This window comes from candidate division KSB1 bacterium, from assembly GCA_034506255.1.
Taxonomy (GTDB): Bacteria; Zhuqueibacterota; Zhuqueibacteria; order Zhuqueibacterales; family Zhuqueibacteraceae; genus Coneutiohabitans; species Coneutiohabitans thermophilus.
Window position 1 is genome coordinate 20,706 of the sequence record JAPDPX010000011.1, and the last position, 13,931, is coordinate 34,636.

Genomic DNA, 13,931 nt, shown 5'->3' on the forward strand with positions numbered 1-13,931 from the left:
ATGCGAAAATCTCCGGCGTCATGGGTGACGGTGTCCCCCCTCAAATCTTATCCTCCAAAATTTCCCGCCGCGGTTGGGGGATGACGACCTTGCTCACCAACAATCCCTTGTTGCGAATGTAATCTGCGCCTGCTTCCACCGCCGCCGTGACGGCGGCGACCTCGCCGGTAAGGGTGACGTAGCCCTTGCCGCCGATCGCCATGGCGAGATGAATCTGCACCAACTGCACGTTGGCCGCCTTCACCGCCGCATCGGCCGCCTCGATCACCGAAGCCACCGAAAACGTTTCAATGATGCCCAACGCCCCGGTTTCCGTGATCACGCGCGTGCCGCTGATCGCGGGAAAAACCTCGGGATGCACATTGGGAATGAGCAGGCTGTCCACCACGGTCTCCCCGCCGCGCGCCAGGCCCACCTGCATGCTCTCGCGCACTGCCGCGGTGTCGCCCGCCACCATGACCATGAATTTGCCGGGGCAAATACTGCGATTGAACACGATCTGCACGCCGGCCGTTTTCAGCAGCGCGTCCGCCACCTCGTAGCCCCGCGCGATGGAGGTCAACTCGATCAAGCCGATGGCGTTCTCCATGCTACTCCCTCTCGATCACGATCTTTTGCCCGACCGACACCACCCGGCCGGTGAGGCTGGCATGCACCGGCACGCTCAGATGATTCGCGGCGGGCCGGGCGAGCACGTCGCCAATTTCCACGCGATCACCGGGCCGCACGCACGGCTGGGCTGCCACGCCGGTGGGCGGCTGCAGCGGAATGGTCACGCGCGCCGGGATGATGGTTTCTTCGAGCAGGGGTGCCTCCTGCGTGAATTGGTGCAAGCCCAATCGTTGCATCAGTCGCTGCGTGGGCACTGCGCGATAGGCCTTGAGCGGATGCACCTCGCGGCTGAGTTTTTGCAAGTGCTCCGGCGGCAGCCAGCGGTTGCCCGCTTTGAGATCACGCTTGGTCGCCACACACATGTTGCGCGGATCCAGCTCTTCCGGGCAGGCCCACAGCGTGCAGAGGTTGCATTCACAACAAGCCTGCGCCCACAGGCAGAGCGTGTCGCTCAGCGGGCCGGTGGTCAGCAGCGAACGCATCACCAAATGCGGCTGAATCGGATAGCCGAGCAAATAGCGCGGACAAAGCTCGGTGCACAGGCTGCATTGATCACAGGCCGATTTGCCGATGCGTTTGAAGTCGCGTTCGGATTGCGATTTTCTCTGTGCCAATCGCGTCGCGCGGCCCAGCACAATCAGGCCGCTGGTCACGGCGGTCACCGGGGTACTGAGATCGGTGACCACTTTTCCCATCATCGGGCCGCCATCCAACAAAACAAAATCAGCGAGCGTGGCACCGCCGGCCAGCGCCAGTGCCTCGCCATAGCTCATGCCCACCGGCAACCATGCGGTGACCGGATTTTTGACATGGCCGTGCAGCGTCACGAGGGAATGCGTGACACCATGGCCCTGTGCCGCACGCCAGACATTGAACAGCGTCTCAACGTTTTGCACGACCACGCCGACCTGCACCGGCAGGCCGCCGGCGGGAATGCGGCGGCCGGTGCTGTGATACACGACTTCGAATTCATCGCCGGCCGGATAAACATCTTCCATCTCGAAGATCGAAATGTCCGGCTCGAGATGGGGAGTGAGGGCCTGAATCGATTTGCGGTTCTTGTGCTTGACGGCGACAATGCCGCGTTGCGCGCCGACATGCTGCATCACCAGCCGCAGCCCCGCCACCATTTCACCGGCGTAATGCTCCAGCAATGCCTTGTCCTTGTAAAGCAGCGGCTCGCATTCCGCGCCGTTGGCGATGACCGTATCGGCGCGCGTGTCGATTTTTTTATAGGTGGGAAAGCCGGCGCCGCCCGCGCCCACGACGCCGGCCTTGCGCACCAGTTCGACCAGGTTGTGCATTGGCCGTCCGGTGGTGGATTACATGGTCAGTGCCATGATCGCCTTGGCGGTGTGCAGGCGGTTTTCCGCCTCCTGATAGATCACCGACTGCGGCCCGTCGAGCACGGCATCGGTGACTTCATTGCCGCGATCAGCGGGCAGGCAGTGCATGTAGATCGCGTTGGGTTTGGCGAGTTTCATGCGGCGCTCATCGCAAATCCAGTCGCGGTACTTTTTGGAGATTTCCAGGGCACGCTGCGGCTCGTGAAAGAGCGACTCGATGCCCCAGCTTTTGGCATAGATGATGTCCGCCTGCTCGCAGGCGGCATCCATGTCGTGCACGATTTCGAATTTGGTGCCGGCGGCGCGGGCATTGGCACGCGCCGCTTCCATCACCGGTTTCATCAAATCGTACTCCGGCGGATGCGCCAGCACGACATCCAGGCCGAAACGCGGCAGCAGCAGGCACAGGCCCTGCGGCACCGACAGCGGCTTGGCATAGGAGGGGGCATAGGCCCAGGATATCGCGATTTTTTTGCCGCGCAAATCCTTGCCGAAAACCTCGCGCATCGTCATCAGATCGGCGAGCGTCTGGCAGGGATGATCCACATCGCACTGCATGTTGATCACCGGTTTGTCGGCCCAGCGCGCGATCTCGCGCATGTAGGTGTTGCCCTCGCCGGGCACGAGATCGTGGCGCACCGCGATGGCGTGGCCATACGAGGACAGAATCAGCGCGGTGTCCTTGGCACTCTCGCCGTGGGAAATTTGCGAACTGGAGGAATCGATGAAGTGCGCATGGCCGCCGAGCTGGGTGATGCCGGCCTCAAAGGAATTGCGCGTGCGGGTGGATTTGTCGAAAAACAGCAGAAAGATGGTCTTGTCCGGCAGGAAACGGTGCGGAATGCCGTTTTTGAACATGAATTTCAGCTCGGCCGCGGTCTCCAGCGCCAGCTCGAGCTCCTCGAGGCTCCAATCCTGCGTCGAGATGTAGTCTTTGCCTTTCAACGATCCAATCATGTTTGCTCCTGAAAAGGGACGGGGTGAAAAAGGAAAAAGGCAATTACTCAGGGCGAAGGGCTCCGGTCAAATCGCAAACTTCGAGAAAAAGTTCCTGCAACGGCCGGGCTGTTGCGTGGAAATCCTTTCACGTTTGCCCGGAGCGCCGGGGTTCGGAAACCTCGGCTCAGCCGGGAGAAACATTGTCGGGCAATTTCGAATGTTCGGAAAACCCCGGCACCCCCGGTGGTTGTTGGGGAGCGGACACTCTTCCGACAAAGCAGAGTGATCGGGCACCCATTTGTCAAACCCGGGCAGCCCGGGTCGGCTCAAAAGCCGCGCGCGAATTCGGCATAAAACGCCGTGGCTTTGACGAGATGGTCGATCGGAATGTACTCATTGGGGGCATGCGCCAGCACTTCATTGCCGGGCCCGAATCCCAGCGTTGGAATGTTGAACATGCCCATGCTGCCCACGCCGTTGGTGGAAAAAGTCCACTTGTCGACTTTCGGCTCCGCCTGAAACAGCGTGCGGTAGCTTTTGCGCGCCAGCGCCAGCAGGGGATGGTTCTCCGGCAAGACCCAGGTGGGCATGTAGGACGGCATGGGGAAGACGGTGCCGGTGTAACTGGCGGCGCGATATTCCGGCACCCACACCTGCGCATTGGCCTGCTGAAAGGCGGGCAGATTGCGGATTTCCGCCAGGCTGCTTTCGATGGTTTCGCCGGCGGTCAGGCGCCGGTCGAGATGAATGGTGCAGGAATCGGCGACGGCGCAGAGCGAGGGCGAGGTCGAGCGAATGTCGGAGATCGTGACGCTGCCCTTGCCGAGGAAATCATCATGGCGCAGCCGGCCGTGCAGCTCCTCGATTTCGCGAATGATGGGCGCCATGTGATAAATGGCGTTGACCCCGCGCTCGGGTGCCGACCCATGGCAGGAGAGGCCCTCGGTTTTTACCTTGATCTCCAGCCGGCCGCGATGGCCGCGATAGATGTTGAGATTGGTCGGCTCGGTGAGCAGAACCGCATCGGGTCGAAAATGATTCTGCTCCACCAGATATTTCCAGCACAGCCCTTCAATATCCTCCTCCAAAACGGTGGCGGTCACCCACACGGACACGTCCTGCGGGACGCCGGCTTCCGCGAGAATTTTGCCCGCATAAACCGCACTCGCCAAGCCGCCTTTTTGATCACAGGAACCGCGGCCGTAAATCTTGCCGTCTTTCACCACCGGTTCAAATGCCGGTGTTTCCCACAACGCGGGATTGCCGACATCCACCACGTCGCAGTGACCGTCGATCGCCAGCACGCGCCGCCCGCTGCCAATGCGCCCCATGAGGTTGCCGAGGCCGTCGCGGCGAATTTCATGATAGCCGAGTTTTTTCATCTCCTGCTCGATGCGCGCAATTGCCGGCTCTTCCTTGCCGCTGGTCGAGGGGATGGCCACCAGGTCGCACAGGAAGGCGGTAAGCTCTCCCTGCAATTCCTGGGCACGTCGCAAAATGTCGTTCACCGTGTTCTCCTTTCAAAAAGTCATGAAGCCTGCCGCCCGGCCACCCGGGCGTTGAATGCTGCAATATGTCGATCGATCTCGCTGATTTGATTCTGGATCGCCAGCCAGTAGTCGGGATAATCGTACCACTGCGCCTGCAGCTCCTCGAGCCGGCGGCCCTGCTGTTCGATCCAGGTGTAGTACTTGAGCTGGTGAATCCGCTTGCGCTCGGCGTGCGTCAGCTCGAGCAGATAATCCGTGCTCAGGCCCTGTAAATGGCGGTGAAAATCGCGGAGGGCGTGCTCCCGCGTGTAAGGTCCTTCGGCGTTGCGCATTTCCGCCAGGCGGCTGGTGTAGAGTGCCATCGAGTCGGTGAACACCGTGAAGATCACGTCGCGTTCATTCAACTCGAACGCACGGGCGAATTTGATGGCTGCGATGAGATTGGCAATCCCGGAGATGCCGATGAGCGGCAGTTGCTGCAGGAAGGCCTCGGGCACGCCCTCGGCCGCCAGATAGTCCCGGCCGGCCGGTTCGTTGAACAGGCGGATCAGGCGCAGGCACGCTTCGTCATCGACGGCCACCACCACGTCGGTGTTGCGCACGTTGTGAATCCACGGCACGTGCTTGTCACCGATGCCCTCGATGCGGTGGCTGCCATAGCCGTTGGCGAGCAGTGTCGGACATTGCAAGGCCTCCGCGGCCACGATTTTGGCCTGCGGAAATTTCTGTTTCACGTAATCGCCGCACGCCAGGGTGCCGGCGGAGCCGGTGGCGGAAACGAAGCCTGCCAGCCGCTGGCGGGGCTGGTGCACCGTGGCGAAAACTTCCTCCACGGCGCGGCCGGTGACATGAAAGTGCCAGAGGTAGTTGCCGAACTCTTCGAACTGGTTGAAGATCATGATGTCGCGGCGTGTGCACCGCAATTCCCAGCATTTGTCATAAATCTCCTTGACGTTGGATTCCGAGCCGGGCGTGGCGATGACTTCCCCGGCAATGGCCTTCAGCCAGTCGAAACGTTCGCGGCTCATGCCCTCCGGCAGAATGGCGATCGAGTCACAACCCAGCAGGGCGGAATTGTAGGCCCCGCCGCGGCAGAAATTGCCGGTGGAGGGCCACACTGCCTTTTGGCTGGTGGGATCGAACTGGCCGGTGACCAGACGCGGCACCAGGCAGCCAAAGGTGGCGCCCACTTTGTGCGCGCCGGTGGGAAACCATTTGCCGACCAGCGCGAGAAGGCGCGCGGCCACGCCGCTCAGGCGCGGCGGGATTTCGAGAAAATTCACGCCGCCGAACAGGCCGCCGCTCTCCCGCGGTTCGTTCTTCCACGTGATGCGAAAGAGATTGAGCGGATTCACCTCCCACAAGCCCACCTGACGCAGTTGCTCGGTGATGGCGGCAGGAATTTTTTCCGGGTGCATGAGTTGTTCGAACGTCGGAATGATGAGATGGCGCTCACGCGCGCGCTGAATCGCTTTTTGCAGGGTCGGCTCATGAATCTGCAGATCGATCATACTGGCTCCTGATGGGCTGACAATTTTCGTTCGACCTCCGCCAGGCTGTTTTCAACCAGCAGAGGCTGGCGGCGCACCGCCCGCATAACGCCTTGAATGTCTTTGAGGCCGTTGCCGGTAACCATCACCACCGCGGTGGCCTCCGCCGGCAGGCGGCCGGTGTGCGACATTTTCACGAGGCCGGCCAGGGCGGTGGCACCTGCCGGTTCGGCGAACACGCCCGCGCGGCGCGCCAACACCGACATGGCGGAGAGAATTTCCTCATCGCTTACCGCGAGAAACTCCCCGTGCGACTCGCGCACGGCAGCCAGGGCTTTGCTTTGATCGCGCGGCACGCCCACCGCAATGCTGTCTGCAAGGGTGTCGGGCACGATTGGCGCGGCAGTGGCAGCGCCCTGTTGCCAGGCCTGCACCAGCGGCGCACTGCCCTGGGCTTGCACGCCGATCATGCGCGGCAGCCGCTCGATCAGGCGCAGGGCATGCAAGTCTTTGAAGCCCTTCCACATGCCCTGCAGGATGCAGCCGTCGCCCACCGCCACAAACACGCAATCCGGCACCTGCCAGTGCAGTTGTTCGCAAATTTCCAGGGCCGCAGTTTTCTTGCCTTCGCCGAGATAGGGATTGATCGCGGTGCTGCGGTTGTACCAGCCCCATTTTTCTGCCGCCTGGCAGCAGAGATCGAAGGCCTCGTCATAGGTGCCGCGCACCTGCAGCACGAGTGCGCCATACAGCAGCAGTTGCGCCAGTTTGGCGGCGGGCGCGTTTTCCGGCACAAAGATGACGGTGCGCAATCCCGCGACGGCGGTGAAGGCTGACCACGAGGAAGCGGCATTGCCGGTGGAGGCGGCTGTCACCGTGGTGGCGCCCCTCTCCAAAGCCCTGACGATGGCCACCGAACTGGCGCGATCCTTCAGAGAGGCGGTGGGATTGCGGCCGTCGTCTTTGATCCAAAGTGCACGCAGCCCCAATTCTTGCGCCAGCGCGGTGCTGTGATAGAGCGGCGTTCCGCCCACCGCCAGCGGTTGAATGAAGCGGGTCTCCTTGACCGGCAGGATTTCCCAATAGCGCCAGTGTGTGACATCGCGATTGCCGGCGAGTGCGTCCCGAGTCAGCCTTTTGGCAACGGCGTCGTAGTCATAGCACACTTCCAGCGTGCCGGCCAGCGGGCCGCACGCCGGGCAGGTGTAATCGATTTCCGCGGGTGAAAAATTGCGGTTGCAGGAGACGCAGCGAAGATGGGAAAGATTGGGCATGAAGACTCGCCGGGTTTGGTTTTTCTACCGCCGGATATGAGGTGAGATCATTTGTACTTCTTGATGGTCAACGACAAGTTGACTGTCGAAGACCTCGCCGGTGATTCGAAGCGCAGACAGAAGGTCTGTGACATTGAAGAAAGTATGGGCCGGATTCAGCCACAACGGCGAAGTTTAAAAGCTTCCTGTAACGACCTGGCCGTTGCGTGGAATCCTTTCGCGTTTACTCGATGAGCCGGAGTTGTAATGTCTCAGTCACGCGTGGAGACGTGACGCGGACATCTTCTCTGCAGGCAGGGAGGCCTGCGCTACTCCACACGGATTCCCCGGGGTTGGAAACCTCGGCCCAGCCCAGGTTGAACCTTGCGAACCCTGGCCGGAGCCAACTTCTTTTCTCAACCAAGTTCACCTGCGGCCTCGTTGGTCTCCAACTGCTTCCGCCGCCGGCGCAGGGGCAGGCGAGAGCGCCGGATACCATCGAATTGAAACAGGGCATTGGCCACCGCCGCCGCGGTCGGCACCAACCCGATTTCGCCCACACCCTTGGCACCATAAGGGCCGTGCGGATCGGGCACTTCCACGCCGATCACTTCGATCTCCGGCATCTCTTTGGCCCGCAGAATCCCGCACTGCCGCAGCCGCGTGCTTACCGGCACACCGTTTTGCAACGGCAGGTCTTCCGTCAGCGCGTAGCCCAGCCCCATGTGAAGCGAGCCTTCGATCTGGCCTTCGAACAAATTGGGATTGATGATGCGGCCGGCATCATGCGCGGCGTAAATCTTTGCGACCTTGCCCTGTTCATCGAGCACGGCCACTTGTGTGGCATAGCTGTAGGAATAATGCGTGACCGCCTGCTCGTGGCCGGCCTCGGGCGGGGTGGTCCAATCACACACCCACTCGCCCTCATAGACGCGGCCCTCCAGCTCCGCCAAAGAATGGTGCGCGAGATCCTGCCGCAGTCGCTGCGCCGCCTTGAGGATGGCATTGCCGAGGATGGAGGTGGCGCGCGAAGCCGTGGTCATGCCGGCGATGGCCGCGGCCGTGGTGTTCACCTGCACTTCGACGAGTTTGGGATCCAGGCCGGTTTCATGGCAGAGAAACTGCACCGCCATGGTGTGCACACCCTGCCCCATCTCCGTCCAGCCGTGATGGATGATCACCTTGTGCGGCGAGGCCACTACGATCTTCACTTTGCCCTCGTCGCGCATGCCGTTGCCGATGCCGGTGTTCTTCAAGCCGCAGGCGATGCCGGCATAACGCGCGGCTTGAAACTGTTCCTTCACCGCCAGCAGCGTGGCGCGCACGCCGCAGCCGCCGCGAATGATCTGGCCGGTGGCGGTGCGGCTGCCCTCCTGCAGCGCGTTGTCGTAGCGGAATTGCCAGCGGTCAAAGCCGCCCTGCGCGCAGAGTTCATCGATGCAGCTTTCCAATGCAAAGGTGACTTGATTCACGCCGAAGCCGCGCATCGCGCCGCACGGCAGATTGTTGGTGTAAACCGCCCGGCTGATCACGTGCACGTTGGGAATGTCATAGGCGCCGGTGGCATGGCCGGCCGCGCGCTCGAGGACTTTCATTCCCACCGACGCATAGGCCCCGGTATCGCCAAGAATGTCCGCCTGCAGTGCGGTGAGCCGGCCGTTGCGATCGCAGGCAAGCGTGTAGTTCATGCGCAGCGGATGGCGCTTGGGATGCATGCGAATCGACTCCTCGCGGGTCAGCGTGATCTTCACCGGGCGCTGCAGCAGCCGCGCAAACAGTGCGGCGTGCCCCTGCACCGAAAGATCCTCCTTGCCGCCGAACCCCCCGCCGCTGGGAACCAAAATCACTTCCACATCGGCCGCGGGCAGGGCGAGCAGGCGCGCAATCTGCTTTTGGTCCTCGTAAACGCCCTGTCCCTGCGAATAGACTGTCACGCCCCGGGCGGTGGGCAGAGCCAGGCAGCACTCCGGCTCCAGAAAGCCATGCTCGATCATCTGGGTTTGATAGATGCCGCGCGCGACAAATGCCGCTTCGGCCAGGGCCCTGCTGACCTCGCCCCGGGCAATCACCGTTTCGGAGAGCAAATTACCGCCCGGATGAAGACGCGGGCTCTCCGGTCGCAGCGCCACCTCCGGATCGGTGACGGGCTCGAGCACCTCGTATTCCACTTCAAGCAAGCGCGCCGCCTCCCGCGCGCGATCTTCACTCTCCGCCACCACGCCGGCAATGACGTCGCCGACGTAGCGTGTCTCTTCACCCTCGGCCACCATTAATGGCCAGTCGTTGACGATTAATCCAATATGGCGCTCACCGGGAACATCGCGGGCGGTGAACACACGCAGCACGCCCGGCAGCTTTTCCGCGGCCGCCGTGTGAATGGCGCGCACCTTGGCGCGGGGATGATCACTCAGTTTCAACGCCCCATACACCATGTTCGGAACGTGCATATCCGCAACGAACGGCCGTTTGCCCAGCACCAAATCCGCGGCTTCGTATTTGGGATGCCGGCTGCCCAGGCGGCCATCGCCACCGGGCGCGGGAATCTCGCGACCCTCCCGCAACGCGGCGGCCGCCAGCAGGATCGCGTCTTCGATCTTCTTGTAGCCCGTGCAACGGCACAAGTGCGGCGTCAACGCCTTCTGCACCTCCGCCCGCGTGGGATTGGGATGGTGATCGAGCAGCACCTTGCTTTGCATCACGATGCCGGGGATGCAAAACCCGCATTGCACGCCGCCGCTGGTCACGAAGGCATGGGCAAACACGGACTGGCGGTAGGCACCGATGCCTTCGATCGTCACCACCTGTCCGTTTGCAACCTTCCTCATGGGTGTGGCGCACGCCAGCACGGCCCGGCCGTTCAATTCCACCACGCAGCAGCCGCAGGCCGCCTGTGGTGCACAGCCGTCTTTGGGGGAAAGCACACCGGCGTGCTCGCGCAAATAGCGCAGCAGCGACAACTCCGGATCACCGTGATACTCATGCCGCGCGCCATTGAGGGTCAGTATCATGAGGCACCTCCTCTGCAGTTGTGTTTCAGGCCGGGGAGACCGCGTTGCCATCATTGAAAACCGGAGGTGACATTTCACCGGCAGGCGGACCGCCGTCCGCCTGCAGCAGCAAAGCCGCGTACACTTGCCGTGCGGTGTGCACCCCATCCAGCAGAGTGCGCAGGATGTGATACGGCCGCAGATCAACCAAGGCGGGCGCCGCGGCACCGCGGGCGAGCGTGAAACCGAGCGGCTGGTGGTTGTGGTCGAATTCCACGGTGAGCGGCCCGGTGCGGAAAAGGTATGTTTGTCCGGCGGCGGAGCGCGTGAGCTGATACTCACCGTCTGCGAGGCGGCCCACCAGCGTGTCGGGGGTGGCGAAGTAAAAGCCGTTGCCCTGCGCGGATCGTGCAAAACTGGCTGGCGTGAAAAAGAAGCGCGGCTTCTCTATGTATGGCCCGCCGGTCTCCGGACAATACGTGTCGCAGTTGCCGCAGTCATTGCAGAAATCCGCGAGATTGGCGATTTGCCGTGCCTGCGCCAGCACAAACCGGCCCGCCGGAACGGGGATGAGCCGGCCATTGTCGAGGCGATAGTTGGTCACCTCCACGGTCTTTTCGCCGATGGGCAGCGAAAAGTTGGCGGCATTGGGACATACCGGCAGGCATTTGTTGCAAGTGATGCAATCAAAGAGCGCGAGGTGGCGGTCGATTTTCGGCGGAGTTTTGCGATGGTTGGCGGCATGATATTGCGGATCGTGCGCCAGCGTTGCCACGATCCGGCCGGAGTTGATGGCGCCCGCCACCGCCACGCTGGCGGCCGTGCCGCCGGCGCTCGCGAGAATAAACTCGTCGATGGTGTGGCTGCCGGTCTCGGCCATCGCCTGCTGGAGATTCTTGAGATAATCGAACAGCCGCGTATAACCGCCGGTTTTGAGCAGATCGGTGCAGGTGGAAACCGGCCGGAGATTGCAGGCCACCGCCCGGGCGAAATTCTGTTTGGTGATGCCGGCGGAAAAGGAAAGATGAAACGCCGGCCCCATGGCCTCACGGAAACGCTGCATGGCCTGCATCGCCAGCACGTGCAGCGGCGCACCGGAGAGATAAATGAACTCATCCTTGAAAATGCGCTCGTGATTGCGCACCACCAGGGTGTTGGTGAATTTGGCGCCGACGCACCGGCCGTGGCGGCCGGCAAACGCCGCCAGCCGCTGCATCATGGCCACCGCCTCCTCGAACTGCAAATCCTTTTCGAAGGCATGGGGATCGAGCTGGATCTCGGTGTAGCCCAGCTCCTCGTGCAACACCCGCCGCACCGTGTCATATCCCAACAGCGTGGGATTCATCTTGACGATCACATGAAAGCCGTGCGTGCTGATCAAATGCTGCACGATGTTTTCAATCTCGGTCCGCGGGCAGCCGTGGAAAGTGGAGAGCGTGACCGACTCCGAAATGTTCGGTGCAATCGCGGTGTGCCGCAGGTGGTGGAGGGCCGGGGGCAGGGTTTCGAGTGCCGCGGCGATGGCGGCCTCCGCGTTTTGCATGCCGGCCAGCCAGCGTTGCATGGGCGGCGAGGAAATGCCCGCGAGATCATACCCCACCGACAGGTCGAAAACCGTGGCATAAAAGGGGTCGCCGGCCGGCACGCCGAGCAGCTCCAGCTTCTCGATGAGCTTGAGCAGCACCCAGGCATTGACATACTCCTGATACGATTCGTGCAGCCGCAGCTCCTGCGACCATTCGATATTGTAACCCACGTTGCGCACGTCGATGCACGGCCGCGGAATCTGCAAGTGATCGCGAATCTGCACCGTTTTCAATTCGATGATGCGGCCGCCACCCAAAAAGGAGAGCACGATGTTTTGTGCCAGTTGCGTGTGCGGACCGGAAGCCGGCCCCAGCGGCGTGGCTGCCCGCCGGCCGTGAAAAGCCACGGAAAAATCGAAGCCGGGAAAGCCGCGAAACATTTTGCGGGCGGGGTAGCCGCAAATGGTGTTGTTCGCCCGCCATTCGCTGACAATTGCCTGCAAGTGGCGGCCCACGGGAATGCCATGCAATTCGGCCATCGCAAACTCACTTGGGGTTGCCGGTGCTGCTCACCACACTGCGTCGCGCCCAACCCTGCCGGCCGGGAAGATTGCCGGGCCGTCGTGTGCCAAGCGGCGCTGTCTGTCCCGGCATGATCGTGCAAGGAGAGGCGGGCAACGCAGTGCGGCCAGTCATTCGTAAAATCGCTGCCACACCCGCTGCGCCACCGGCCGCGCTGCGGCCGCGAGCTCTCGCTCATCGAGTTGCAGCAGCCTGCCGTTCCGCACCACGACTTTGCCGTTGATGATGGTGGTGTCAACCGCGGCCTCGGCAAGGCCATACAGCAGATGCCCCCAGAAATTTTCCGGTGTCAGCGTCGTGGCCGGATAATAATCAATCAGGATCAGATCGGCCAGGCTGCCTGGCGCGATCTCTCCGACGCGTTTGCCGGTGAGGTGCTGAAAGATCGCGGGATTGCCGCGCAATGCCATGTGCTGAATCTCGCGCCAGCCTGCATTGCAGTCGCGCAGATCATGCTTGTGCAGCAGGATTGCAGTGCGCAGATCGGGCCACAGCGCGGCGGACATGCCGTCGGTGCCGATCCCCACGGTGACGCCGCGCTCGAGCAGGCGGAAAATGTCGGCACGGCCCACCGCGTTGTTCATGTTGGATTGTGGATTGTGCGCCACCAGGGTTTGCGTGTGCGCCAAAATATCCCGATCCTGCTCCGCGAGATGAATGCAATGCGCCGCCAGCGTCTGCGGCCCGAGAATGCCGAAGCTCTGCAGCCGGTCGACCACGGCGCGGCCGTGGCGTGCGCGCGTCTCCTCCTGATCGACGGGATCCTCCAGCACGTGCACATGGCAGCCGGCATGATAGGCGCGGCTGAGGGCCGTGGCGGCTTGCAGCGTGTCGTCCGCAACCGTGAAGGAGGCGTGCAGGCCGACCATGGCGTCAAAAAGATGCTCCGTGCTTTCGTTATTGGCGTGCCGGCATTTGTGCAGATAGCGTTCGTTCTCGCGCAAACCCGCCTGCGCGCCCGCCCTGCCGTTGCGATCGGTGATTTCATAGCACAGCACGCCGCGCATGCCCACCAACGCCAAAGCCTCCTCGATGCAGTCGAGACTGCCGGCGATGGCATTGGGACTGGCATGATGATCGATCACCGCCGTGACGCCGTGCTTGACCGCGCTGGCGGCAGCCAGCAGGGTGCTGTAATAAACCGCCTCCTCGTCCAGGCTGGCATCCAGTTTCCACCACAGCAGACGCAGCACCTCGGCGAAATTGCGCGGCCGCACCGGCGGCGCCAGGCCGCGCGCGAACGTGCTGTAAAAGTGCATGTGCGCGTTGATCAAGCCGGGCATGAGCAGCCGGCCGCCGGCGTCGATGATTGCGGCGCGGGGATGTTTCTGCCGCGCCTCGCTTTCGGGGAGGATTTCGGCAATACGAGCACCGTCAATCACGAGGGTATGCGCGGTGAGCACCGGCGTGGTGCCGGTGTTGGTGAAAATCGTGGCATTGTGAATGAGGGTTTTCATGCTCAATTCACCCGCTCTGGCGGAAAATGCTGTTGCTGTGTGGTGAAAACCGTGACGCGCTTGTGGTTATTCCGTGGCCGCAGGTCTGGTTCGTGAGTGCGGCGAAGATAGGAAGTTTTGACGAGATGTCCAAACGAGGAATTTTTCACGGGTGCCGGGGCATCTGTGTGGGAATTCACCGTGCCGGCTGCCGGCCGGCAACGACGTTTTCGCGGTATCGGGGGGAACACGTCGCGCAAGCAGCCTGTC

General features: G+C 62.2%; 9 protein-coding genes. All 9 read right to left on the reverse strand.

The window, feature by feature from the left end; all coding sequences use genetic code 11:
* Positions 1-40: 40 nt before the first annotated feature.
* The 9 genes from ONB52_19845 to ssnA all read right to left on the reverse strand — a co-directional run bounded on the left by ONB52_19845 (position 41) and on the right by ssnA (position 13,682).
* Positions 41-589 (reverse strand): BMC domain-containing protein, encoded by a 549-nt coding sequence (locus tag ONB52_19845; GenBank protein MDZ7418385.1) that lies wholly within the window; start codon positions 587-589, stop codon positions 41-43.
* Between the two features lies 1 nt (position 590).
* Positions 591-1,916 carry an SLBB domain-containing protein gene (locus tag ONB52_19850; protein ID MDZ7418386.1) on the reverse strand — a complete coding sequence of 442 codons (1,326 nt, stop codon included), beginning with the start codon at positions 1,914-1,916 and terminating at the stop codon, positions 591-593.
* Positions 1,917-1,934: 18 nt separating this feature from the next.
* The gene (locus ONB52_19855; GenBank protein ID MDZ7418387.1) at positions 1,935-2,915 is read right to left on the reverse strand and encodes an ornithine carbamoyltransferase; all 981 of its coding nucleotides are present in this window, start codon (positions 2,913-2,915) and stop codon (positions 1,935-1,937) included.
* Between the two features lie 308 nt (positions 2,916-3,223).
* Positions 3,224-4,405 carry a YgeY family selenium metabolism-linked hydrolase gene (locus ONB52_19860; protein ID MDZ7418388.1) on the reverse strand — a complete coding sequence of 394 codons (1,182 nt, stop codon included), beginning with the start codon at positions 4,403-4,405 and terminating at the stop codon, positions 3,224-3,226.
* Positions 4,406-4,425: 20 nt separating this feature from the next.
* The gene (locus tag ONB52_19865) at positions 4,426-5,898 is read right to left on the reverse strand and encodes a pyridoxal-phosphate dependent enzyme (GenBank protein MDZ7418389.1); all 1,473 of its coding nucleotides are present in this window, start codon (positions 5,896-5,898) and stop codon (positions 4,426-4,428) included.
* The gene (locus tag ONB52_19870) at positions 5,895-7,151 is read right to left on the reverse strand and encodes a threonine synthase (protein ID MDZ7418390.1); all 1,257 of its coding nucleotides are present in this window, start codon (positions 7,149-7,151) and stop codon (positions 5,895-5,897) included. The genes ONB52_19865 and ONB52_19870 overlap by 4 nt, the downstream gene beginning before the upstream one ends.
* Positions 7,152-7,546: 395 nt before the next feature.
* Positions 7,547-10,138, reverse strand: coding sequence for a selenium-dependent xanthine dehydrogenase (xdh, locus tag ONB52_19875; protein ID MDZ7418391.1), 2,592 nt, complete (start codon positions 10,136-10,138; stop codon positions 7,547-7,549).
* 25 nt (positions 10,139-10,163) lie between these two features.
* On the reverse strand, positions 10,164-12,182 hold the full coding sequence (locus ONB52_19880) for a glutamate synthase (protein ID MDZ7418392.1): 2,019 nt from the start codon (positions 12,180-12,182) through the stop codon (positions 10,164-10,166).
* Positions 12,183-12,335: 153 nt separating this feature from the next.
* Positions 12,336-13,682: a putative aminohydrolase SsnA gene (ssnA, locus tag ONB52_19885; protein MDZ7418393.1), complete on the reverse strand. Its 1,347-nt coding sequence runs from the start codon at positions 13,680-13,682 to the stop codon at positions 12,336-12,338.
* Positions 13,683-13,931: the final 249 nt, after the last annotated feature.

Excerpts from the sequence above, each read along its gene's own strand:
- ONB52_19845 (MDZ7418385.1), bottom strand. The coding sequence starts at position 589 with ATGGAGAACGCCATCGGCTTGATCGAGTTGACCTCCATCGCGCGGGGC.
- ONB52_19850 (MDZ7418386.1), bottom strand. The coding sequence starts at position 1,916 with ATGCACAACCTGGTCGAACTGGTGCGCAAGGCCGGCGTCGTGGGCGCG.
- ONB52_19855 (MDZ7418387.1), bottom strand. The coding sequence starts at position 2,915 with ATGATTGGATCGTTGAAAGGCAAAGACTACATCTCGACGCAGGATTGG.
- ONB52_19865 (MDZ7418389.1), bottom strand. The coding sequence starts at position 5,898 with ATGATCGATCTGCAGATTCATGAGCCGACCCTGCAAAAAGCGATTCAG.
- ONB52_19870 (MDZ7418390.1), bottom strand. The coding sequence starts at position 7,151 with ATGCCCAATCTTTCCCATCTTCGCTGCGTCTCCTGCAACCGCAATTTT.
- xdh (MDZ7418391.1), bottom strand. The coding sequence starts at position 10,138 with ATGATACTGACCCTCAATGGCGCGCGGCATGAGTATCACGGTGATCCG.
- ONB52_19880 (MDZ7418392.1), bottom strand. The coding sequence starts at position 12,182 with ATGGCCGAATTGCATGGCATTCCCGTGGGCCGCCACTTGCAGGCAATT.
- ssnA (MDZ7418393.1), bottom strand. The coding sequence starts at position 13,682 with ATGAAAACCCTCATTCACAATGCCACGATTTTCACCAACACCGGCACC.